Below are 23163 nucleotides of genomic sequence, written 5' to 3' on the forward strand. Positions count from 1 at the left end.
GCCGACCGTAGTGCACAGGAGGGGGAGGAGGGCCAGTTTTTGGCGGCGGCTTGATTCTCCGCGCAGCGAAAGGCCGGGCGATCTGGTTGCTGGAGGAAGCCAGAGGGCGAACAGGTCAGGCGGGCGAGGTAGCCGGGATGGACGGGGTCGTCTAGGCTCCCGGGGCCCGCGGAGGGCTCCGGTGCACGCCCATGATCGAGACCGTCAGCTTCAAGAATTTCAAGGCGCTGCGGGACATCTGTCTTCCGCTCGATCGGTTCACGGTGCTGGTGGGGCCGAACGCCTCTGGGAAGACGAGCGTGCTTCAAGGGCTGGCAACTCTCCACGCGGAAGACCCGTGGTCACTCCTGGAAGGCGAGCGACACCCGTCCGTGGTCCGCTCTCACGGCACCAGCGGACCGATCGAGGTTCGATGCACGGGCATCTGGAGGGGCACGGCGGGCTCGATCGAGCTTCGTGCAGAGGAATACGACGAAATGCACTGGGGAAGGTCCGTGACCGTTCACCATGGTGATCGCGTGATCACGGATCAGATGGGTGGCTCTCAGCTCTCAGATGAAGCTCGAGCTGCGATAGATGCTGTTCGCCCTCCGGCGGACTTGCTCAGGCTCGACGCGACCAAGCTTGCCCAGCCGTCCTACAGCGCCTCGCTCGTGCCGCGAATCGAGCCGGACGGCGATGGCCTGGCCTCCGTGCTCGCCGAGATGCTCATCTCGCGCGCGGACGACTTCCGACGCGTGGAGGAGGCGCTGCGCGCGGTCATTCCGTCTGTGGAGAGGATCCGTCTGGAGCGGTCCGCGGTAAGGCGGCCCGAGATCCAGCGGGTGACCATCAACGGCCAGACGACGACGAGCACCGTAGAGCGCGAGTACGTTGGCCATCGGGTCGTGCTGGACATGCGGGGTGCGGCCAATCTCCCAGCCCATGCCGCGAGCGAGGGGACGCTCATCGTGCTCGGTATCTTGACGGCGATCCTAGGCCGTAAAAGCGCGCACTTGCTCCTCATCGACGACCTTGAGCGTGCGATCCACCCGAGGGCCATCGCCGATCTGGTCGCGCAGATCCGCAAGCTCCTCGACGCGCTTCCTGATCTGCAGATCGTCGCGACGAGCCACTCCCCCTACCTCATCGATCATCTCGAGCCTGAGGAGGTTCGACTGATGAGCGCCGACGAGACCGGCGCGGTGAGGTGGGCCCGGTTGAACGATCATCCGCAATTTGAGCGCTGGAAGGAGTTCATGAGCCCGGGGGAGATCTGGAGCATGGTCGGCGAGGAATGGGTCCGCGATCGAGGCGCGCAGCCCCATGCCTGAGCAGGCGGCCTACTCGATCGCGATCGTATGTGAAGCCGACGCCGACCGGCGCACGGCCTGCGTGCTGACCGATCGAGTGCTCTGCGAAAACGTTGACTGGATTGGCTTGGAGACGATCGATTTCTTTCGCAGTTATCATGGCATCTGCCGTCAGGATTCTCTCCTGAAGTGGACGAACATGAAGGGGATGGCGAGAGAGCGGCACGTCGTCGCGCACGGGTTCTCCCGCGGAAGACCGCGCGAGCCGGACGCGGCGATGGCCGAGCAGGCCCTGAAGCTCCTCGCCACGCTGGACTCTCCTCCAGACGCCGTGATCCTCACGCGTGACGCGGACAAGCTGAGCCGGCGTCGCGAGGGCTTCGAGCAGGCGCGGGATTCACAGCCCTGGCCCTTCGCGGTCGTCATCGGCGTCGCCAATACCAAGCGAGAGTGCTGGATCCTCGCAGGCTACGAGCCTCGCGACGATGCCGAGAGAGCGCTCCTCGAGCGCGAGCGCAAGGATCTCGGTTTCGACCCCCGCGTGGGCGCCGAGCGGCTGACGGCGAGCGAAGACGGCGCGAAGCGCGATGCCAAGCGGGTGCTCCATGCGCTCACGGGAGGGGATCCGGAGCGGGAGGAAGCGTGCGTGAAAGACGCCCCCTTGACCGTCCTGAAGCAGCGAGGCGCCGCGACCGGGCTCATGGACTACCTCAAGGAGATCGAAGCGCGCCTCGTGCCTCTGTTCGATCCGGTCGCGAAGCGCTGACCATCGAGCTTCCCCGGCTCCCTGGGCCGGCTCTGCGGGGCTCGCGCCGCGCCTCCGCGCCGGGATTGGTGGCCGCGCCGTCGTGGAGGATCAGGGTGAACGGATACCGCTCTTCACCTCTCGAATCGGGATCGTAGTCCCCGGTGGGCAGGGCGGTCACGACGAGCGTTCGCTTCCGGTCCGCTGCGAGCTCCAGCTCCGCGGGGCCGGACGACAGGTCCAGGATCTCGCCGTCCGAGCCAGGCGTCAGCCCGGGGACGGCCTGGACGACGAAGCGCCGCCTCGGGTCGTCGGGCGCCTCGAGCGACACCCGGAGCGATCGCGGCGTGTCCGCGCCTGCCGACAGCTCGATATAGCTCGTGCCGAGCAACATCGGCGCGCGCTCGCGGATGTCGATCCTGCCCGGCCTGGCCTCGACCTGGGCCGCCAGCCAGAGCTTCGCCGCCGCGAGGTTCTCAAGGCCGCCCGCGAGGTGCCGGAAATGGCGGTCGTCGATGTGATCGCCGGTGTACCAGCGCCAGCGCGCCAGCTCGGGGACGGTCTCGACATAGCTTGTGCCCGCCGCTTCCAGGAGCATCTCGTCGAGCGCATCGACGAAATCAGGCTCGTTGGGCTGCGCGCCGCCGCCCGGGCCCGCAGCGTCGCGCGACCCGAGCCACATGCGTGAGACGAACCGCGGATCGCCGTCGAAGTACCGAGCGTTGAGGTAGAGCAGCACCATGGAGGCGCCGTACATCGACCACGTCTCGTAATGGTCGTTGTGGTCGATCGCCCAGTCCGGGTGCCTCTGGAAATCGGCCAGGGCCTCGCCCGCGTAGCTGTCCGCGCGGACCTGGTCGAGGAACAGCGCCGACATCTCGAAGACGACGGGGCTCTCGCTCCAGTCGTCGGCGGCCTGCGAGGCGTGCGCCATCTCGTGCACGACGGTCTCCTCGAGAGCGGGGCCGCCGTAAGGCCCCCACGGATCGACGATCATGTAAGGGTGCCGGTCGTCCCATGAGGTCGACGGCTCGCCTCCGAGGGTGTCGACGAGACAGCTGCGGTGGCCTTTCCACACGAACACGTCGAACGCGCCGTCCGGCCCGCACTCTCCACCATCCCCGAGGGGCGGGCGCATGCCGATCTGGCTCACATGATAGTCCCAGCCCTCCTCGACGAACGCGAGGACCTGGAGCGCGGTGTCGCGCTCTTCCGCCTTGTAGTGGTGGACGAGCACGGGGAGCGTCGCGGATCGAACGGAGAAAGGAAACATCTCCTCGAAGTCGGCTCGCCCACAGATGCTCTCGCCTTCGGGCAAAGGGTGCTTGTACTCCTCGGGTGTGGCCGTGGTCGTGTCATCGCTATCTGTACCGCAGCCGACAGGCGTGAGGCCGAGGGTGAGGCAAGCCAGCCAGGGAAGGGATCTCCGCATCGAAGGCGCTTTAACCGAGCCTCGGAGGAGCCCGCAAGGATCGGCTGCAGGTGTTTTGGAGAAGCTTCAGAGCTTATGAAGCCGGCTTACATCGGAAGGGGGCGCGGGAAGGTCGCGACGTGCCGGAGCGGGCTTGGGAGGCCCTCGGGTTCGGTTTCGGATCGACCTGACCCGCTCGGAAGGGGGGCGGGCAGGTCGCGATGTGTCGGCGCGGGCTTCGGAGGGCCTCCGGCGGGGTTTCGGATCGACCGCACCCCCCTCGGAAGGGGGTGCGGGGAGGTCGCGACGTGCCGGAGCGGGCTTGGGAGGCCCTCCGGGTCGGTTTCGGATCGACCAGACCCCCTCGGGAGGGGCTGCGGGGAGGTCGCGACGTGCCGGAGCGGGCTTCGAGGGCCTCCGGTTTCGGTTTCGGATCGACCAGACCCCCCGGGGAGGGGGTGCGCGGAGGTCGCGACGTGCTGGCGCGGGCTTCGGGGCCTCCGATTTCGATCGGAGACCGCGCGTGGCTCAGGGGTGGGGTGGGCGGCTACGGCGCGAGGAGCGCGCCGAGCGAGGCCGCTGGCGGATTCTCGGCCCACGCCTCCGCGCTCGCCTTTGCGAGCGAGCATACACGCGTCGCCTTCGCCCGCGGTAGCGCGCCGGGGCAGCTCCGAGCCCGGCCCTCTCGGGTGCTCTTAGGACCGGCCGAACCTGAGCAGCAGTCCGAGCCAGCCCTTCGCCAGGTAAAGGAGGTTGATCAGCACATACATCCAGAAGAACACGTCGAGCCGGTCCGCGAGCGCGAACGCCCAGATATGGCTCGGGTAGTGGTTCAAGAAGCGCAGGAACGTCATCACGAGCGCCGCCGCCTTGGCGGCGGGCGACCGGGGGCGCTCCTCGGAGGCGGTCTCGTAATACGCGGAGACCGACGTCTCCTTGCCGCTGATCTCGGGGCGGCGGACGAAGTTCGTCAGCGAGATCGCCGAGGCGATCACCGCGACCCCGACGACGCCGGCGAGCAGGAAGCGCGGGTCCCCCCCGGGCCAGCGGCCGCCGTCGAGCCCGAGGCCGCCGGCGCTGAAGAGGCGCATCGAGAGGGCGCCCGAGAGGAGCACCGCCTTGAGCTCGTCCGTGAAGAAGTCGAAGAGGTGGCCCTCCTTCGACGCGAGCTGCTTGTGGCGCGCCAGCATCCCGTCGGCGCAGTCGAGGAGGTAGCTCAGCTCGAGGACGGCGATGGCGACGAGACCCCCCGCCGTCGTGGGGAGCGCGACGAGCAGCGCCGCCGCGACCACGAACACGGCGAGGTTGAGCAACGTGACCTGGTTCGGCGTGATCGAGGTCCGCGCGAGCAGCGCGACCACGCCGCCGGCGAGCGGGCGCATCAGGTACGTGTTGAAGAGCTGGTCGTGCTTTTTCCGCGTGGCCAGGTAGATCCGCTTCGCTTCGCCGAGCATGGCCGGCGCATCCTAGCCGAGCGGCTCCCGTCGTGCTCGGGCGGCGGCGCCTTCGCCCTGCCCGACGGGCCGCCGCCAGGTCAGCGCCGCGCCGGGCGCCGCCAGGTCAGCGCCGCGCCGGGCGCCGCCAGGTCAGCGCCGCGCCGGGCGCGAGGCGGGCGCGGTCGCGTCCAGCGGCTCGTCGCTCCAGTCGACGGCGATCGAGTCCTCCTTCGCGGCCTCGGGGCGCACCCACTCTTTGGTGATGGAGCCGCCGCTCACGGGCGGCTCGTCGCTCCAGTCGACGGCGATGACGTCGATGGCGGTCGAGGCGCTCGCGGGGTGCACCGGGATCGTGGGGGGCCCGTTCTCGTCCGCGGAGCCTCGGGGCGACGGCTGCTCTCGCAGCGTGATCGCGTCCGGAGCGAGCGCGTGCGCGAACCGCGACGCGCGCGGCGGCGGCTCGCTGCGGAGGAGGGCGCGCACGTCCTCCAGCATCTGGCGCGCGTCGGGGTAGCGCTGATCGCGGTCGAACGCGAGCGCCCGATCGACGACGAGGCACACGTCGCGCGGCGCGTGCGGCGCGCGCTGCGCGAGCGGCGGCGCCGGCTCCCTGCCCATCTTCAGCAGGAGGTCGAAGTCGGTGCTCGCCTCGTGGACGTGGCGGCCGGCGATCAGCCGGAACATGGTGGCGCCGACCGCGAACAGGTCGGCGCGGGCGTCGATGTCGCGGCCCTTGGCCTGCTCCGGCGGCATGTACGGCGTCGTGCCGAGCACGAGGCCCATCCGCGTGAGCTCCCCCTGGAGGCTGGAGTCCTGGCGGATCCGCGCGAGCCCGAAATCGAGGACCTTGATGCGCGGGCCGCCGCCGGGCGACGGCGCGTCCCCCGCGCCATCGCCGACGACGTACAGGTTGGGCGGCTTGATATCGCGGTGGATGATCCCCTGCTCGTGCGCCGCGGCGAGCGTGTCGAGCACCTGCGCCATGAAGCGGAGCACCTCGGCCAGCGGGAGGCCGCCGAGGCGGCGCTCGCGCTCCGCGAGCGACTCGCCCTCGAGCAGCTCCATCACCAGGAACGGCGCCCCGTCCTCGGAGACGTCGATGTCACGGATCTCGACGGCGCCCGGGTGGCGGAAGCGGTTCGCGGCCTGCGCCTCGCGCTCGAACCGGTCGCAGATCTCCTTCGACTGCGCGGCCTGCGGGTGCAGGATCTTGAGCGCGTCCCGGCGGCCGATGCGGTGGACGCCCACGTAGACCGCGGCCATGCCGCCGGCGCCCAGCAGCCGCTCCAGCTTCCACTTGTTGCGGACCGTGGTCCCCACGCGTTGTAAGGCGGTTTCGCTGCTCACGGCGTCCTTGCGCTCATGGAAGCGGCGCGGCCGCACGCGGTCAAGCGTATGCTCCGCGCGGTCGCGAGGAGAGCGATGACAAAACCGGGCAAGCAGAGCGGGAGGCAGTATACCGAGGCCGAGGTGCGGGCCATCCTGGAGCGCGCCCTCCGGGACGCGCAGACGCGCGAGGTGAGCCATGACGAGCTGGTCGCGGCGGCCGAGGAGATCGGCATCTCGCGGGGGGCGATCGAGGCCGCGTCGCGCGACATCGAGCACGTCCGGGGCGAGGAGGCGGCGCGCGCGGCCATCCTCGCGCACCGGCGCAAGGGCTTCCGCTCGCACCTGTTCTCGTTCCTCCTCGTGAACGCGTTCCTCTTCGCGGTGAACGCGCTCACGGACGGGCCGTGGTGGTTCTTCTGGCCGCTGCTCGGGTGGGGCCTGGGGCTCGCCTTCCATGCGCTCGGCGCGCTCTCCAGCGACGTGTCCCCGCGGCAGATCCACCGGGAGCTCGAGCGCGGCGCCGCGCAGGCGCGGAAGGAGCAGGGCCGGCGGTTGAAGGCGCAGCGCCGTGCCGAGCGCCTCGAGCGCCAGCAGCGCCTCGAGCGGAGCGCGGAGGACTTCGGGCACGCGGTCGAGGAGGGCGTCGCGACGCTGCTCTCGCGGATCGCGCAGGAGATCCGCGGCAGCGCGCCGCCGCCGCCGCCGTCGCCGCCGCCGGGCGAAGGCGTGTCGAAGAGGTCGCGGATCGCGCCGCTCGAGGAGGACGAGGATGAGTCCGAGGCGCTCGGCGAGGAAGAGGCGGATCGCGCTGCCCGGCGAGGCCGCGGCGGGCGCTGACGGGTGCGGGGTCGCGATGGCGACCTCAGCACGAGAATCGTCGATGCGTGGGTGACTCAGCAGTACGAGCGCCCCCGAGCCAAGGCGACTCCGGGACGAGTTATGTAACGAGGAGCGGCGCAACCGGCTCAGGCGCGCTCGCGGACGGTGAACTGCCCGCAAAGCATCTCTCTCTGGAAGCTCAGCTCCTCCAGGCGGATTGCCACGTCCAGCCCGGCCGATTTTGCGAGCTTGTTCATGTCGAACGCGACGAGTCGCCCGGATATCGCCGAGCCCCTGCGTCAGCTCGGGGAGCAGGAGACGGCTCCCGACCCAGCGTGAGAAATATTGCCTCGTCGAAGCAAAGCTTGATGCATGCGCGTTCGATAGTTATCCCGCGCGTGACGTGACCACTCCTCTTTTCAGTCCCAGGCACAACTCACCGCCGAGCTCGCGGGGGGCGCGGCGCGATCCTCGGCCGAAAACCGGGGCCGTCGCGGCACTTCTTCGTGGCTTGATAATTCTGCCAGCCTGACCGGAAAGCGCTGCGCTCGCTCCACCCTGCGCGCATGACGCGTATTGGACTTCTCGGCGAATCCAATAGGATGATGGTGGTGTGCTGGATCGATGTCGCCCTGGAGCGGCGCCGGGTCCGAGCGCTTCTCAACAGGCCTGAACGAGTGGAGAGCTTCCGGTGCGGTGCCTCGGGATCGGCGCCGCGCACAGACGCCGTGCGAGAGCGCGGATCGAAGACGATAAGAGGCGTGATCATGAAGAAGCGTCGAGTTTCGGCAGCGCTCGTCATCACCCTGTTCGGGAGCGTCGTTGGCTGCTGGACGGGCGGAACTGTCACCGTGAACACGTGTGACGATCGGTGCGTCCTCTGCGACAACCCGTGCAAAGTGTGCTCGGGCGGGTGCGTCACGATTCCGCCCGCCGGGTTCGACGATCCCTTCCTCCTCTGGATCGGCGAGACGGGCGACGAGGCGTCCGTGCCGGACTGCCCGCCGGAGGCGCCGCGCCGCGCGTTCGATGGCTACGCTGGTTTCGACGGCGCGCACGACTGTCCCTCCTGCCGTTGCACCCAGCCGTCGTGCGAGCTGCCGCCGGCCCTGCGGGCGAGCGCTGGCGCCGGCTGCGACGAGGACTCCACGGCCTTCGACGCGCCCGCGGGCTGGGATGGCGCGTGCGCGGCGCCGGCCGCAGAGATCGCTGACGAGATCGGCTCGCTCCTCATCCCGGCGCCGACGGTGAGCGCCTGCGAGCCGGCGGTCGAGGGCCCAGGAGCGTCGCCCGAGCTGCCCGCGCCCTGGAGCCGGCGCGCGCGGGGCTGCGCCGGCTCCGTGCCGGCGGGGAAGGACCGCTGCAGCGACGCCGACAGGATGTGCGTCGCGTCCCCGATGCCGCGGCTTTTGCCCTTCAGGATGTGCATCCGCTATCTCCACCAGGGCACCCCGAAGTGCCCGGTGGAGTACCCCGATCTGCACACGTTCTTCCAGGGCTTCGAGGACACGCGCGGCTGCTCGGCGTGCGCGTGCGGCCCGGTCGAGGGGAGCGCGTGCTCCACGCTTGTATCGGCCTACCAGGACGGCAGCTGCGAACGCATCCTCAGCACGGTATCGGTGACGCTCGGGGAACCGAAGTGCATCACGGGGCCGCACTTGCGATTCGCGAGCATGGATGCCCAGTGGGTCGAGAACGAACCAGGCCAGTGCGCTCCGAACGGCGGATTCGCCACGGGGGAGGTGCTCCCGAGCGGCCAGGCATCCTTCTGCTGCGAGTCGGACGAGCCCCTCGACATCCGCTGACGGACGCGACGGCGCACCTCCGGCTCGCTTCCGCCTCTCCCCCCGGCCGGCTACGCTGGACGGGATGTTTCACCCTGTCGTCGACCGGTGGTTCCGTGGCCGTTTCGGAGCCCCCGCCCCCGCGCAGGAGCGCGCCTGGCCGGTCATCGCGGCCGGCCGCGACGCGCTGATCAGCGCGCCCACCGGCGCCGGCAAGACGCTCGCGGCCTTCCTCTTCTGCCTCGACCGGCTCGTCCGCGACGCGGCGCGAGGCGCCCTCGAGGACCGCACGGACGTCCTCTACATCTCGCCGCTGAAGGCGCTCTCCCACGACGTCCACCGCAACCTCGAGCAGCCGATCGCCGAGATCGCGGCGGCCATGGAGGCAGCGGGCCTGCCCGCGCCGGGCATCCGGGCCGTCGTGCGGACGGGCGACAGCCCCGCCCAGGAGCGGCGCGCCATGGCGGCCCGGCCGCCGCACGTGCTCGTCACCACGCCGGAGTCGGCCTTCATCCTGCTGACCAGCGCGTCGGGGCGGCGCGCGCTCTCCGCGGTGCGCACGGTGATCCTCGACGAGGTCCACGCGATCGCCGGCGACAAGCGCGGCGCCCACCTCGCGCTCTCGCTCGAGCGGCTCGAGGACCTCGTGGTCGGCCAGGGCGGCGCCCGGCCGCAGCGCGTGGGCCTCAGCGCCACGGTCCGCCCCATCGAGATCGCCGCCCGGCTCGTCGCCGGCGCGCGCGAGCTGCCCCAGATCGTCGACGTCGGGCAGCGGCGGGACCTCGACCTCGCCATCGAGGTGCCCCGCGACGAGCTCGGCGCGGTCTGCACGCACGAGCAGTGGACCGAGATCTACGACCGCATCGCGGCGCTCGCGGAGGGGGCGCGGTCGACGCTCGTGTTCGTCAACACCCGCCGCCTCGTCGAGCGGGTCGCGCACGCGCTCGGCGCGCGGCTCGGCGAGGACGTCGTGGCGGCCCACCACGGCAGCCTCTCGCGGGCCCGCCGGCTCTCGGCGGAGCGGCGGCTCAAGGCCGGGGAGCTCCGCGTCGTCGTCGCTACCGCGTCGCTCGAGCTCGGCATCGACGTCGGCGCCGTCGACCTCGCCTGCCTCGTCGGCTCGCCGCGGTCGATCAACGTCGCGCTCCAGCGCATCGGCCGCTCGGGCCACGCGCTCTCCGCGACCCCGCGCGGGCGGCTCTTCCCGCTGACGCGCGACCAGCTCGTCGAGTGCGCGGCGATCGTGCGCGCGGCGCGGCGCGGCGAGCTCGATCGGATGACGTCGCGCGAGGGGCCGCTCGACGTGCTGGCGCAGCAGATCGTCGCGGCGTGCGCGTGCGAGGAGCGGGACGAGGAGGGGCTCTACGCGCTCGTCCGCCGGGCCGCGCCTTACGCCGATCTGTCGCGCCGCGACTTCGACGCGGTCGTGGCCATGGTCTCGGGCGGCGCCTTGGGCGGGGCGGACGAGGGCGCGTCCGCCGCGCGGGGCGCGCGGCAGCGGGCCGGATCGCTCGTCTACCGCGACGCCATCGGCGGCCGGCTGCGGGGGCGGCGCGGCGCGCGGCTCGCGGCGCTCACGTCGGGCGGGGCGATCCCGGACATCGCGGCCGTCGACGTGGTGCTCCAGCCCGACGGCACCAAGGTCGGCACGCTCGACGAGGATTTCGCGATCGAGTCGTCCGGGGGCGACGTGTTCCTGCTCGGCAACACCTCCTGGCGGGTGCTCCGGCTGGAGGGCGGGCAGATGTGGGTCGAGGACGCCCACGGCGCGGCGCCGACGGTGCCGTTCTGGCTCGGGGAGGCGCCGGCGCGCACGCCGGAGCTCTCGGCCGAGGTCGCGTCGCTCCGCGCCGAGATCGCCGCGCGCCTCGACGAGGAGCGGGCCGAGGGCGCGAGGCCGGCGGCCGAGCGCGGCCAGGGCGGCGAGGAGGCGAGGGCGGCGCGCTTGGCCCGGTCGAGCGCGGCGCGCTGGCTCATGGCGGAGTGCGCGCTCGACGCGCGCGGCGCGCTGCTCGCGCGCGACTACATCGAGGCGGGGCGCGCGGCGCTCGGCGCGGTCCCGGGCGGCGCGACCGTCGTCGTCGAGCGCTTCTTCGACGAGGCCGGGGGCCAGCAGATCGTCGTCCACACGCCGCTCGGCGGCCGCGTGAACCGCGCGCTCGGGCTCGCGCTGCGCAAGCGCTTCTGCCGCTCGTTCGACTTCGAGCTCCAGGCGGCCGCGACCGACGACGGCGTGCTGCTCTCGCTCTCGGCGGAGCACGGGCTGCCGATCGACGAGGTGCTCGATCTCGTCCGCCCCGAGGGCCTCGAGGAGGTGCTCGTCCAGGCGGCGCTCCAGGGCCCGATGTTCCGCACGCGCTTCCGCTGGGCCGCGTCGCGCGCGCTCGCGCTGCTCCGGTTCCGCGGGGGCCGGCGGGTGCCGCCGGCGCTCCAGCGCATGCGCGCCGACGATCTCCTGCTCTCGATCTTCCCCGAGCAGCAGGGCTGCCAGGACAACCACGGGCTCTTCGCGCACGTCGATCCGCCGGATCACCCGCTCGTCCGCGAGGCGCTGCGCGACTGCCTGACCGAGCTCATGGACGTCGAGGGGCTGCGCGCGCTGCTCGTCGGCCTGCGCAGCGGGGCGATCCGGGTCGTCGCGCTCGACACGCCGGAGCCGAGCGTCTTCTCGCACGAGATCCTGAACGCGAACCCCTACGCGTTCCTCGACGACGCCCCGCTGGAGGAGCGCCGCGCGAGGGCCGTGCGGGTGCGGCGCGGGCTCCCGGCGGAGGTCGTCGAGCGGCTGGGCGGGCTCGATCCGGAGGTGGTCGCCGAGGTGGTCGCCGAGGCGCGGCCGGACGTGCGTGACGCCGACGAGCTGCACGAGCTCCTGCTCGACCGGGTCGCGCTGACCGCGGAGGAGGGGAGCCGGAGCGGCCTCGCGCGGCACTTCGAGGCGCTCTGCGCCGCCGGGAGGGCGGCGGAGGTGAGCGCTGGTCCCGGCGCGGGCGCCGGCGTGCCGCGCGCGCCGCGCTGGGTGGCGACCGAGCGGCGGCCGCTTGTCGAGGCGATCTGGCCGGAGGCGGTGTTCGCGCCCGACGTCGCCGTGCCGCCCGCCGTCCGCGGGGCCGCCGGGGAGGTCGATCGCGGCGCCGCGATCACGGCCCTCGTGCGCGGCTTCCTGAGCGCCGCGGGGCCGATCTCGACAGAGCAGCTCGCGTCGCGGCTGGACGTGCCCGCGTACGAGGCGCTGTCCGCGCTCGCGCGGATCGAGCTCGCGGGCGGCGCGCTGCGCGGGCGCTTCCTGCCGGTCCCGCCGGCGCGACCGGCGCAAGCCGCCGCGGGCGGCGCGGCGCCGCCGGGCGCAGGGGACGCGGCGCCGCCGGGCGCAGGGGACGCGGCGCCGCCGGGCGCAGGGGACGCGGCGCAGCCGGGCGCAGGGGACGCGGCGCCGCCGGGCGCGGGCGATCTGTCGATCGAGTGGTGCGATCGTCATCTCCTCGCCCGCATCCATCGCCGCACCGTCACCGGTCTTCGCAAGGCGATCCAGCCCGCGACCGCGGCGGAGCTCCTCCGGTTCCTCCTTGCGTGGCAGGGCGTGCGTCCGGGCACGCAGGCGCGCGGGCCGGGGGGCCTCGGGCGGGTGATAGAGCAGCTGCAGGGCTTCGAGCTCGCCGCCGGGGCGTGGGAGCAGGCGGTGCTGCCCGCGCGTGTGGCCGGCTACGACGGGGGGTTGCTCGACGCGCTCTGCCTGTCCGGCGAGGTGGCGTGGGGCCGCGTGGTCCCGCGCGACGCGGCGGCGCCCACGCGCGCGGCGCCGATCACGCTGGCGCTGCGCCGCGATCTCCCGTGGCTCCTCGCGCCGCGGGAGGCCGAGGGCGCCCCGCCGCCGGCGTCGCTCTCCGAGGCGGCGCAGGGCGTGCTCTCGTTCCTGACGCGCGCGGGCGCGTCCTTCTTCGATGACATCGCCGTCGGCGCGGGCCGCTCCCGGGACGAGGTCGAAGAGGCGCTCTGGGAGCTCGTCGCCGCGGGGCTCGTGACCGGCGACGGCTTCGCTGCGCTGCGCTCGCTGCTCGGCGGCGGCGGCGGCGCGGCCGTCGCGCTGGGCGCCGGCCGCCTGCGGGGCGTGGCGCGGCGGGGCGGCCCCGTCGCGTCGGGCCGTTGGTCGCTGTTGCGGTCGCGCCCGGACGCGCTCGCGCTCGCCGCTGGCGACGCCGGCGAGGCCGCCGACGTGGTCGAGGCGCTCGCGCACCAGTACCTCCGCCGCTACGGCGTGGTCTGCCGCGAGCTGCTCGCGCGCGAGCCTCGGCCGCCCGCGTGGCGCGACCTCCTCCGGGTCTACCGGCGGCTCGAGATGGCGGGTCAGCTCCGGGGCGGGCACCTCGTCGCCGGCTTCGTGGGCGAGCACTTCGCGCTGCCCGAGGCGCTCGACGCGCTCCGCGCCGTCCGGCGAGAGCCCCTGTCCGGCGAGATCGTGCAGCTCTCGGCCTGCGATCCGCTGAACCTCGTCGGCATCGTCACGCCGGGGCCCCGGGTGCCGGCCGTCCTGGGGAACGTGGTCATCTACCGCGACGGCGTGCCGCTCCTGCCGGTGGCCGCGGCCGCGCCGGGCGGGCTGGGACAGGCCATGGCCGCTGCACCGGGAGCAGCAATGGGAGGGTGAGCCGCCCAGGCTTCTCTATCTCGGCCAAGGACGTCTGGGGTGGACTGGCCATTGGCGGAAGCGTTCCGCACCCTCCATGCATCGTCCGCTGTTCATCGTGTCGTTGGGATTGCGCGCATGTTGCTTTGGTTCCTTGACGCTCGACCGCATGACGCGAGCTGCCGTACTCTCGCCCCCGATGGCCAGCGAGAAGAAGAAGAAATCACGAACCGAGACCGCCTCGGCCACGGACGCGCCGAGCGAGACGCCCGCTGCCGAGCCGCCGCGCGGCGGCAAGAAGAAATCGGCGCTCACGGCTGCCCAGCGACAGGAGCTGCTCGAGCTGGATCCCGCCTACGAGGCGCCGATCGACCACCCCGTCGCCACTACGTTGCAGGAGGCGCGGGAGCTCGAGGCCGCCCTGAGCAAGCTGGGCAAGGAGCTGTACAAGAAGAGCAGGCTCTCGAAGGATGTCGCGGCCTCGCTCCCGGCGCGGCGCGCCCTGCTCGACGCCGCCGAGTCCGCCTGGACCGCGGTCCGCACGCTCCCGCTCTCCTCGGACCTCCGCGCGCAGCGCAAGGACGCGGAGGCTCTCAAGCGCGACGCCATCGCCGCGCTCCGCTACTTCCTCGCAGGGGATGAGGACGTCGAGCGGCGCGTCGACGCGATCGTCCTCGGCACCGGCGTCGCCGACCTGGTGAGCGATCTGAACCAGCTCGGCGAGCTCCTCGAGCAGCACCGCGCGCAGCTGGCCAGGGCCGATCTTCCGAAGAACGCCCCGAAGCGCGCCCGCGAGCTCGCCGAAGCGCTCGGCAGCGGTCTGGCGGAGCGCGCCGTCGATCCCGAGGGCGGCGCGGTGATGGCGCTCCGCAACCGCGCCTTCTGGTGGTTGCGCGAGGCCATGGACGAGATCCGCGACGCTGGCCGCTATGTTTACCGCGACGAGCGCAAGGTGCTCGCGCTCTTCCGCGCTTCCGGTGCGCGAGCCCGCGCGCGTCAGCGCACGGTGAAGCGGGTGGAGCCCGCGACGACTGACTCGAACGCGACACCGGCAGCGCACGTGCCGGAATCGACCTGACGACATCGCGATCCGACATGCCGGGAGGCCGATCCGACATGCCGGAAGCCGATCCGACATGCCGAGAGGCCGATCCGACATGCCGGAGCCCAATCCAATGTGATGGCAGAGCGATCCGAGATGCCTGGAGCCCAATCCAAGATGACGGCAGAGCGATCCGACACGTCGAGAGCCCGATCCGAGCCATTTACGTGAAGCGGATATCGCTGCGGCGTGCCCGAGCGCACGTTGCGCTCCTAGCTTGATGCGTCAATATCCTGCGGCGAACACGCGCTCGGGGGGGCGTTCCTGGTCATCTGAGGCCGCCACCATGTGGACTGTCCCTACCGAGCATCGCCAGCCCGCCGACTCCCGTCACCGCGCCTTCGGCCCACCACGGGTGTTCTGGACATTGACGGCCGCGCTCGCGGCCGCTCTGCAGTGCCTCGCGTGTAACCAGGGAGCATCTCAGCCCGGCGGCGGGAAGGCGGAGAAGCCTGCGGCCAGCGCCAAGGAGGTGACGCTCGCCCCCGTGACGGAGCTCGTCATGGAACAGGCCATCGACATCTCGGGGACCCTCGACGCCGACGAGCAGGTGACGCTCGGGGCCAAGGTGGCCGGACGCCTCGCCTCGATCTCGGTCGACCTGGCGAGCCCGGTCCAGCGAGATCAGGTCATCGCTCAGCTCGAGGCGCGCGACTACGAGCTGCGCATCGAGCAGGCCACGGCGGCGCTGGCGCAGAGCCGCGCCCAGCTCGGCTTGCCTCCGGACGGGCCCGACGGAGAGCTCGATATCGAGGGCACGGCGATCGTGAGGCAGGCCCTCGCCACGCTGAAGGAAGCGCAGGCCAACCAGATCCGGGCCCGGGGCCTCGCCAAGGACGGGCTGATGTCGGGCATGGACCTCGACGCGGCCGAGGCGGCGGCGGTCCGCGCGGAGACCGCCGTGCAGTCGGCGCGGGAGGAGGTGCGCATCCGCGAGGCCGCGGTACGCCAGCGGCGCTCCGAGCTGCGCATGGCGCGGCAGCAGCTCGCCGACACGATGGTGCGATCGCCGCTCGATGGCGTCGTCCAGGCGCGGAGAGCCAGCGTCGGCCAGTACCTCGCCGCAGGGGCGCCGATCGTGGATGTCGTCCGGATCGACCCGCTGCGGCTGCGCGTGGCCATCCCCGAGCTCGAGGCGGCCGGCGTGCGCGCGGGCCAGCCCGTGCGCGTGACCCTCCAGGGAGACGGCGCCACCTATCCGGGGACGGTCGCGCGCCTCGCGCCCGCGCTCGACCCGCAGAGCCGCACCCTGCTCGTGGAGAGCGACATCAAGAACCCCGGCCACCTGCGGCCGGGCAGCCTCGTCAGCGCGCAGATCGTCGTGAGCTCGAGGCCTGTGCCGACCGTGCCGGCGACGGCCGTCGTCCGGTTCGCCGGCCTCGCGAAGGTCATCACGGTCGAGGAGGGCAAGGCGAAGGAGAAGCAGGTCACCACCGGAAGGACGTCGGGGGATCGGGTCGAGATCGTGTCCGGCGTCGCGGTGGGCGAGTCGGTCGTCGCCAAGCCGGGATCGCTCCAGCAAGGGCAGCCGGTGCGCGTGGTGGAGGGGGGTTAGGGTGCAAGCGCTCGCCAGGATCTGCATCCAGCGGCCCGTGTTCGCCGCCATGCTGACGCTCGCCCTCGTGGTGGTCGGCGCCGTGGCGTACTTCAAGCTGGGCGTGGATCGCTTCCCCGCCGTGGACCTGCCGACGGTCTCGGTCCGCACCACGCTCCCCGGCGGGGCGCCCGAGGACGTCGAGTCGGAGATCTCCGAGGAGATCGAGGAGGCGGTCAACACCGTCGAGGGGATCACCGAGCTCCGCTCGATCTCGACGAGCGGCACCTCCGTCGTCGTCGCGACCTTCAACCTCAACCGGGACATCGACTCGGCGGCTCAGGACGTGCGCGATCGGGTGCAGGCGGCGCTGCGCCGGCTCCCCGCGGGCACCGACCCGCCCGTCATCGCGAAGCAGGACAACGACTCGACCCCGGTGATGTCGATCGCCCTCTCGGCCGATCGATCGATCCGGGAGCTCACCGAGCTGGCGGACAAGCTCGTGCGGGTGCAGCTCGAGCGCGCGTCGGGCGTCGGCGAGGTGCGCGTCGTGGGGGGGCAGGAGCGCGCCATCAAGATCTGGCTGAACGCCGATCGCCTCGCCGCGTACGGCCTCCCGATCACCGCGATCCGCGACGCGATCGTGCAGCAGAACGCGAACATCCCCGCGGGTAACGTCACGGGGAAGGAGGAGGAGCGGACGCTGCGCACGATGGGCCGCCTGGAGGACGCGGGCGCGTTCAACGACCTCGTCGTCGCCACGGTCGACGGGCGGCCCGTCCGGGTGCGCGACATCGGCCGCGCCGAGGACGGCACCTACGAGCAGCGCTCGCTGGCCCGGCTCGACGGCAAGCCCACCGTCGTCCTCGACGTCGTGCGGCAGTCGGGCGCGAACACCGTCGCGGTGATCGAGGCCGTGAAGGCCAACCTGGCGAAGCTCTCCGAGCAGATGCCCGAGGACGTGCGGCTCGAGGTGATCCGCGATCAGTCGGGCTACATCTACACGGCGCTGCACGAGATCAACGTGCACCTCGTCCTCGGGAGCATCCTGGCGTGCGCGGTCGTGCTGCTCTTCATGCGGTCGTGGCGGTCCACGATCATCGCGGGCGTCGCGATCCCGACGTCGGTCGTGGCGACGTTCGGCATGATGTGGCTGCTCGACTTCACGCTGAACAGCGTGACGATGCTGGCGCTCGTGCTGATGGTGGGCATCGTCATCGACGACGCCATCGTCGTGCTCGAGAACATCTTCCGCTTCGTCGAGGAGAAGAAGATGGACTCCTTCGAGGCGGCCAGGGCCGCGACGCAGGAGATCGGGCTCGCCGTGCTCGCGACGACGCTGTCGCTCGTCGTCATCTTCGTCCCCGTGTCGTTCATGTCGTCGATCTCGGGGAGGTTCCTGTTCCAGTTCGGGATCACGGCCACGGTCGCGATCCTCGTGAGCCTGCTCGTCAGCTTCACGCTGACCCCGATGATGAGCGCGCGCCTGCTCCGCGAGGAGGGCGCCCGCGCGCACGCGTCGGGCGAGGCGGGCGGCGGGGGCGAGGCGGCGACGCGAGAGGGCTTCTACGGGAGGCTCGAGGCCAGGTACACGCGCGCCCTCGCGTTCGCGATGCGGAACCGCGCGCTCGTCGCCGTCTCGGCCGCGCTGGTGATGGCGTCGGCCGCGCCGCTCTACGGGCTCGTGAAGCAGGAGTACATCCCCTCCGGCGCGGACGACGCGGAGTTCGAGATCCGCGTCACGGCCCCGCTCAGCGCGAGCCTCGGCGCGATGGACGACGTGATGCGGCGGATCAACGACGACGTCCGCGGGGTGCGCGGGGTGCGGAGCGTGCTCGCCACGGCGGGCGGCGGCTTCGTAGGCGGCGTCAGCGCGGGGGAGGCCTTCGTGAAGATCGCGCCGCACGACGAGCGCACGTTCTCGCTGACGCGGCTGCTCCGGGAGACGGTCTCCGGCCATCCATGGCGCGCCTTCAAGGACAACTATTCGCAGAAGGACGTGATGCAGGAGGTGCGGCGCAAGCTGCGAAAGTACTCCGATCTCCGGATCTCGGTGCGCAACGTGCCGTCGTTCAACATCGGCGGCGGGAACTTCGAGATCGACTTCGCCATTCAGGGGCCCGACATCGAGCAGCTAGAGCGTTATGCGAACGAGCTCCGCGAGCGCTCCGCGCAGCTCGGCGGCATCGTGGACGCCGACGTGACGCTGAAGATCGACCGGCCGGAGCTCCGGGTGCTCATCGAGCGCGACCGCGCGGCGCAGCTCGGCGTCCGGACGCAGGACATCGCGACCGCGCTGCGCCTGATGGTGGGAGGGGATCAGGCGGTCTCGCGCTTCCGGGACGAGGCCGAGAACGAGAACTACGACGTGCAGCTGCGCCTCATCGAGGAGGATCGCGATCGGGTGGCGGCCGTCCGCCGCCTGTACGTGCCCCGGACGGTGCGCGCGTCGGCCGCGCCGTCGCCGGGCGGCGCGACGGCGCCCGCGGTCGGGACGCCGCTGCTCCGGGGCGATCTCGTGCGCCTCGACAACCTTGTGCGCATCGAGGAGGCGAGGAGCCCGTCGCGCATCGACCGGCTCGATCGCCAGAGGGTCTCGAGCCTGCGGGCCGGCGTCGCCCCCGGCTACGCGCTGGCCGACCGGCTGGAGGCGCTGCGCGGCGCCGCGCGAGAGATGGACATGCCCGCGGCGTACACGACCAGCGTGCGCGGCCGCGGCGCGGAGCTCGAGCGCACGTTCGGCGAGTTCATCTGGGCGTTCCTCCTGTCGATCGTGCTCATGTACATGATCCTGGCGTCGCAGTTCGAGAGCCTGGTCCACCCGGTGACGATCCTGCTCTCGCTCCCGCTGTCGGTGCCGTTCGCGCTGCTCAGCCTGTGGGCGACCGGGAACACCCTGAACCTGTACTCGGCGCTCGGCTTCCTCGTGCTGTTCGGCGTGGTGAAGAAGAACTCGATCCTCCAGGTCGACCACATGAACAAGCTCAGGAGCGAGGGCATGCCGCGCGAGGAGGCGATCCTCCAGGCGAACCGCGATCGGCTCCGGCCGATCCTGATGACCACGCTGGCCCTCGTCGCGGGCATGCTCCCGCTCTGGCTGGGCACGGGGCCCGGGGCCGAGGAGCGCCAGACGATCGCCGTGGTGGTCATCGGCGGTCAGTCGCTGAGCCTGCTGCTGACCCTCATCGTCACGCCGGTGTCGTACTCGCTGCTCGACGATCTCGCGCGCAGCGAGCGGTGGGGGCGTGTCCGGTCCCGCGTGGCCGCCCTCCGCGAGCGGGCGTCGGCGCGGTTCGGCCGGCTCTTCGCGCGCAGGACGACGTAGGCGAGGCGGCGCCCTGGGCCGGGCGCCTCAGCCCTTCGCGATCCCGAGCGCGGCCACGACCACCGCGCCCCAGCCCGCGAGCATGAGCAGCCCGCCGAGCGGCGTGACCATGCCGAGGACGCGGACGCCGGTCAGGGTCATCGCGTAGAGGCTGCCGGAGAAGAGGAGCACGCCGCCCGCGAAGCAGAAGCCGGCGACCGTCGCCGCCGCGCCGCCGGTGCGCGCGGCGAGGTGGGCGGCGAGCGCGAGCGCGAGCGCGTGGGCGAGGTGGTACTGGGCGCCCGTTTGCCACCAGGAGAGGCGCAGCGCGCCGTCCGCCTTCGTGTCGAGCATCTCCTTGAGCCCGTGGGCGCCGAAGGCGCCGAGCGCCACCGCGAGGAACCCGTAGATGCCCGAGAGCAGGAAGAAGAGACGTTCCATCGGGCGCGGAGCTTAGCCCATGGCCGGAGCTCGTCACGGGGGCGCTCGGCGTATGCGCAACTGCGGCGGGCTCGGGTCGATGATCGACGCGCAGGAGGACGGTCCGTCGACATGGGCAAGCGAGGCCGCACGCGCCGTACGGCGAAGACGACGCCGAACGACGAGCAGGACGACGTCGATCTGATCCTCCGCCACGTATCGCGGCAGTTCCCGCGCGATGTGGCGCGCGCCCTGCTCGGCGCGGCCGAGCCCATCGAGCCGCTGGGCTGGGTGGATACGCAGGTTACCGGTCGCCAGCGGCGGCTCGATCGGGCGCTCGCCGTGAAGGTGGGCGGCGAAGAGCGGCTGCTCCACGCCGAGTGGACGCTGGCGATGAGCGACGAGATGCCGTTCCGTGTGTTCGAGTACCACTGCCTGACGGCGCTGGCGGTGGCGGACGAGGCGCGGGCGAGGGAGGGGGCGCCGGCGAGGCAGCCCACGCCGATCGACAGCGTGGTGGTGGTCCTCTCTGGCCGGGAAGAGCCGTGGCCAGCGCACAGCGCATATCGGACATCGTCGCGGGACGAGCCGTTCTCCGGTGTGCAGTTCCGTATCGAGGCGGTCTATCAGCGGACGGTGGCCGAGCTCGCTGCGCGGGGAAGCCCGTTCTGGCTGATCTTTGCGCCCCTGGCAGCGGATGCGGATGGCAGGAAGCTGACCCACGTAATCGAGACGCTCCGGGCCTGCTCCGGCGAGCGTCAGTTCGAGGAGCTCGGAGCAGCGATGGTGGCCCTGGCCGAAGCGGATGCGCGTGAGCGGGGTCTCGCGGACGTGATAAAGTCGTTGCTGCCGCGGGAGGTCGTTATGCAGAACTCGATTTACAGGGAAGGCAAGGCGGCCGGGCTCAAGGAAGGGCTGGAGAAGGGGCTGGAGAAGGGCCTCGCGCTGCTCGCGCACCAGATCGAGCGGCGGCTGGGGCGCCAGCTCACGGCAGAAGAGCGACGCCGGCTCTCCGAGCGCATGCACGCGGAAGGCCCGGAAAAGGTGGGCGACGTGGTGCTCGACCTCTCCGCAGACGATCTGTCGATGTGGCTCACCGCCACGGCATCGTGACGGTCCAGCGGGCGATCACCGCGCGCTCGGCCGTGCGCGCGGCGCGTCAACCGCCCTCCGCCCGCCGCCGCGGGAAGAGCGTCGCCCGGATCTCCGCCATCGATGCGCCGAACGTCGCCGCGAGCCGGCCGAGGACGAGGCGGTTCAGCCGGCCGTCCGGCGGCGCCTTGACCGCGATCACGAACGCGGCGTCGACCGGCGTGCCGGCGTGCCTCGCCGCCCGCTCCGCGAGCGCCGCCGCCGCGACGTCGGTCAGCTCCTCCCGCCGCGCGACGCGGATCTTCACGTAGAGCGCGGCCCGCATCAGCGCGTGGTAGCCGTGCATCCACGCCATCCAGCGCTCCTCCGGGCCCCCGGCGAGGGCCCGAGAGAGGGCGTCGCGGCGCCGCGCGACCTCGTCGAAGGGGAGGTTGTCGAGCTCGTTCAGCGCGCCGGGGAACTCCGCCGCGAGCGCGCGGAACACCTCCTTGCCGGGGATCGGCTCCCCGGCCGCCCGCGCGCGCCTGAGCTCCGCGAGCGTGAGGTACTTGCGGGCGAGCTGCGACAGGACCTCCGGCGAGAGGCGCGCGCCGCCGTCGGGGGCCTCCGCGCCGGTCACAGCCAGCCGTGGGGGAACGCGAGGACGTCGCCGATCGACGCGGCGCCGAGGCACAGCGCGACGAGGCGATCGACCCCGAGCGCGTTGCCGGCCGCGGGGGGCATCCCCTCCTCGAGCGCGTCGAGGAAGCGCTCGTCGATCGGGTAGACCGGCTTGCCCTGGGCGGCCCGCGCCGCCTGATCGGCGAGGAGCCGCGCGCGCTGCTCGATCGGGTCGGTCAGCTCGCCGAAGCCGTTGCAGAGCTCGACGCCCGCGACATACAGCTCGAACCGCTCGCAGACCCGCGGATCGCTCGGCTTGAGCCGCGCGAGCGACGCGAGCGGCGCGGGGAAATCGACGAGGAACACCGGGTGGGGCAGCGCCGCGATCGCCGGCTCCACCGCGTCCACGAGCAGGCGGAAGAACCGCTCCTCGTCGCGCGACGCGAGCGCGATCGCGTCGTCCGCGGTCACGCCCGCCCAGCGCGCGAACGCCTCGCCGACCGAGATCCGCGGGAACGGCTGCTCTAGGCGTACCTGCCTGCCGGCCGCCGAGATCGTGCCATCCGCGCCGAGCGCGCCCGCGACGCGCCGCACGATCGCCTCGGTGTCGGCCATCACCTCGTCGACGTCGGCGAAGGCGCGGTACCATTCGAGCATCGTGAACTCCGGGTTGTGCCTGTCCCCGAGCTCCCCGCGCCGGAAGCAGCGCGCGAGCTGGAAGCAGCGGGGGACACCTCCCGAGAGCAGCCGCTTCATCTGGTACTCTGGGCTCGTGATCAGGAAGGTCGGGCGCGCCGCCTGCACCGCGAACGCGTCGAGGTGCAGGTCGAGCCCGGGGGAGGGGACCATGCTCGGCGTCTCCACCTCGAGGAAGCCGCGCTCGGCGAACAGCGCACGCACCGCCGCGAGCGCCGCGGCGCGCCGCGCGAGCGCCGCGCCGCGCCCGCGATGGATCGCGCGCTCCGTCTCGCTCGACGGCGGCGCCGCGGCGCCCGCGCGCGCCCGCGGCGGCCTCCGGGGCGCGATCCGCTCGACGAGCCGCGCGGAGGCGAGCGCGCCGCCCGCCGGCGCCCCCTCGACGATCGCGAGATCGCCGATCTCGAGCGACGGCGCGTCCGCGCCGCCCAGCGCGACGCGCAGCGCGCCGAGCGCGTCGCCGAGGACGATCGCGCCCTCCGCGACCTCGAGCACGCGGCCGCCGACGCGAACGCTGCGGGGCAGCGGCGCACCGGCGGGGCCGGCGGGACACGGGGAACAGGCGGAGACGATATCGCTCGGGGCGAACGTCGCCGGGAATCCAATCGAGGTGTTTGTTTCAGAGGGAGCCACGGGAGCCTGCGTCGGAGGTGCCGGAGACATACCACGCGTGTTGACCAAGGAGGTCAGGTAACGAGGCAACCACGGCTACAACTCCTTGATTTCCGCGAGGACGTCGCGTCGCTTCTTCTTGATGAGCCAACGTAACTCGTTACGTTGGTTGCGCTCGTCGGTCCGGCCCTGCCGCGCCTCACGCGAGCGTTGCTTGCACAAAGCCAGCAGAAATCCAGCCGGAGAGAAGAATCATGAGACGACAGCCGCTCTTGCTTCCGTTGACCGCACTCGCAGCCTTGGCCTCTGCTGGGCCCGCCGCCGCCGCGTCCGAGTGGCACACGGTACTGAAGGGCTCGCCAG

At 72.1% G+C, this 23163-nt stretch carries 15 protein-coding genes; 9 read left to right on the top strand and 6 right to left on the bottom strand.

The annotated features are described in order from the left end of the window. Positions 1 to 191 precede the first annotated feature (191 nt). Together WME90_RS14505 and WME90_RS14510 are read left to right on the top strand one after the other, a co-directional pair. On the top strand, positions 192 to 1313 hold the full coding sequence (locus WME90_RS14505) for an AAA family ATPase (protein WP_437281700.1): 1122 nt from the start codon (positions 192 to 194) through the stop codon (positions 1311 to 1313). After that, the gene (locus WME90_RS14510; RefSeq protein WP_437281701.1) at positions 1306 to 2058 is read left to right on the top strand and encodes a hypothetical protein; all 753 of its coding nucleotides are present in this window, start codon (positions 1306 to 1308) and stop codon (positions 2056 to 2058) included. Before WME90_RS14505 ends, WME90_RS14510 begins: the two co-directional genes overlap by 8 nt. Here the strand turns inward: WME90_RS14510 and WME90_RS14515 are convergent. From WME90_RS14515 to WME90_RS14525, 3 genes are all read right to left on the bottom strand, one after another. After that, entirely contained in the window at positions 2003 to 3469 is a 1467-nt protein-coding gene (locus tag WME90_RS14515) for a hypothetical protein (RefSeq protein WP_437281702.1), read from the bottom strand. The two genes, WME90_RS14510 and WME90_RS14515, sit on opposite strands and share 56 nt — an antisense overlap. Before the next feature lie 674 nt (positions 3470 to 4143). Further along, positions 4144 to 4902 carry a CDP-alcohol phosphatidyltransferase family protein gene (locus WME90_RS14520; RefSeq protein WP_437281703.1) on the bottom strand — a complete coding sequence of 253 codons (759 nt, stop codon included), beginning with the start codon at positions 4900 to 4902 and terminating at the stop codon, positions 4144 to 4146. A 132-nt stretch (positions 4903 to 5034) separates the two neighbouring features. Next, complete coding sequence (locus WME90_RS14525; RefSeq protein WP_437281704.1) at positions 5035 to 6204, bottom strand: serine/threonine-protein kinase; 1170 nt, start codon at positions 6202 to 6204, stop codon at positions 5035 to 5037. A 102-nt stretch (positions 6205 to 6306) separates the two neighbouring features. Between WME90_RS14525 and WME90_RS14530 the strand changes: the two genes are divergently transcribed. From WME90_RS14530 to WME90_RS14555, 6 genes are all read left to right on the top strand, one after another. Beyond that, positions 6307 to 7050, top strand: a complete 744-nt coding sequence (locus WME90_RS14530) for a 2TM domain-containing protein (protein WP_437281705.1) — start codon at positions 6307 to 6309, stop codon at positions 7048 to 7050. Positions 7051 to 7799: 749 nt separating this feature from the next. Next, positions 7800 to 8837: a hypothetical protein gene (locus WME90_RS14535; protein WP_437281706.1), complete on the top strand. Its 1038-nt coding sequence runs from the start codon at positions 7800 to 7802 to the stop codon at positions 8835 to 8837. Between the two features lie 64 nt (positions 8838 to 8901). Further along, positions 8902 to 13461, top strand: coding sequence for a DEAD/DEAH box helicase (locus WME90_RS14540; protein WP_437281707.1), 4560 nt, complete (start codon positions 8902 to 8904; stop codon positions 13459 to 13461). 148 nt (positions 13462 to 13609) lie between these two features. Further along, positions 13610 to 14518: a hypothetical protein gene (locus tag WME90_RS14545; protein WP_437281708.1), complete on the top strand. Its 909-nt coding sequence runs from the start codon at positions 13610 to 13612 to the stop codon at positions 14516 to 14518. A gap of 310 nt (positions 14519 to 14828) precedes the next feature. Next, complete coding sequence (locus WME90_RS14550) at positions 14829 to 16097, top strand: efflux RND transporter periplasmic adaptor subunit (protein ID WP_437281709.1); 1269 nt, start codon at positions 14829 to 14831, stop codon at positions 16095 to 16097. Position 16098: 1 nt separating this feature from the next. Further along, positions 16099 to 19401 carry an efflux RND transporter permease subunit gene (locus WME90_RS14555; RefSeq protein WP_437281710.1) on the top strand — a complete coding sequence of 1101 codons (3303 nt, stop codon included), beginning with the start codon at positions 16099 to 16101 and terminating at the stop codon, positions 19399 to 19401. Between the two features lie 27 nt (positions 19402 to 19428). Here WME90_RS14555 and WME90_RS14560 read toward each other — a convergent pair whose 3' ends face one another. Next, entirely contained in the window at positions 19429 to 19821 is a 393-nt protein-coding gene (locus tag WME90_RS14560) for a DUF423 domain-containing protein (RefSeq protein WP_437281711.1), read from the bottom strand. 111 nt (positions 19822 to 19932) lie between these two features. Between WME90_RS14560 and WME90_RS14565 the strand changes: the two genes are divergently transcribed. Then, positions 19933 to 20913 (top strand): hypothetical protein, encoded by a 981-nt coding sequence (locus tag WME90_RS14565; RefSeq protein ID WP_437281712.1) that lies wholly within the window; start codon positions 19933 to 19935, stop codon positions 20911 to 20913. Between the two features lie 46 nt (positions 20914 to 20959). On the opposite strand, the gene WME90_RS14570 is transcribed toward WME90_RS14565, so the two are convergent. Next, the gene (locus tag WME90_RS14570) at positions 20960 to 21511 is read right to left on the bottom strand and encodes a hypothetical protein (protein WP_437281713.1); all 552 of its coding nucleotides are present in this window, start codon (positions 21509 to 21511) and stop codon (positions 20960 to 20962) included. Further along, entirely contained in the window at positions 21508 to 22821 is a 1314-nt protein-coding gene (gene epmA / locus WME90_RS14575) for an EF-P lysine aminoacylase EpmA (protein WP_437281714.1), read from the bottom strand. Before epmA ends, WME90_RS14570 begins: the two co-directional genes overlap by 4 nt. Positions 22822 to 23163: the final 342 nt, after the last annotated feature.

The organism is Sorangium sp. So ce375 (genome assembly GCF_051473855.1).
GTDB lineage: Bacteria > Myxococcota_A > Polyangia > Polyangiales > Polyangiaceae > Sorangium.

What these genes read in the sequence shown, in the direction of transcription:
- WME90_RS14550 (WP_437281709.1), top strand. Translation starts at nt 14,829, where the DNA reads ATGTGGACTGTCCCTACCGAGCATCGCCAGCCCGCCGACTCCCGTCAC.
- WME90_RS14530 (WP_437281705.1), top strand. Translation starts at nt 6,307, where the DNA reads ATGACAAAACCGGGCAAGCAGAGCGGGAGGCAGTATACCGAGGCCGAG.
- WME90_RS14560 (WP_437281711.1), bottom strand. Translation starts at nt 19,821, where the DNA reads ATGGAACGTCTCTTCTTCCTGCTCTCGGGCATCTACGGGTTCCTCGCG.
- WME90_RS14545 (WP_437281708.1), top strand. Translation starts at nt 13,610, where the DNA reads ATGACGCGAGCTGCCGTACTCTCGCCCCCGATGGCCAGCGAGAAGAAG.
- WME90_RS14565 (WP_437281712.1), top strand. Translation starts at nt 19,933, where the DNA reads ATGGGCAAGCGAGGCCGCACGCGCCGTACGGCGAAGACGACGCCGAAC.
- WME90_RS14540 (WP_437281707.1), top strand. Translation starts at nt 8,902, where the DNA reads ATGTTTCACCCTGTCGTCGACCGGTGGTTCCGTGGCCGTTTCGGAGCC.
- WME90_RS14520 (WP_437281703.1), bottom strand. Translation starts at nt 4,902, where the DNA reads ATGCTCGGCGAAGCGAAGCGGATCTACCTGGCCACGCGGAAAAAGCAC.
- WME90_RS14510 (WP_437281701.1), top strand. Translation starts at nt 1,306, where the DNA reads ATGCCTGAGCAGGCGGCCTACTCGATCGCGATCGTATGTGAAGCCGAC.
- WME90_RS14505 (WP_437281700.1), top strand. Translation starts at nt 192, where the DNA reads ATGATCGAGACCGTCAGCTTCAAGAATTTCAAGGCGCTGCGGGACATC.
- WME90_RS14535 (WP_437281706.1), top strand. Translation starts at nt 7,800, where the DNA reads ATGAAGAAGCGTCGAGTTTCGGCAGCGCTCGTCATCACCCTGTTCGGG.
- WME90_RS14515 (WP_437281702.1), bottom strand. Translation starts at nt 3,469, where the DNA reads ATGCGGAGATCCCTTCCCTGGCTGGCTTGCCTCACCCTCGGCCTCACG.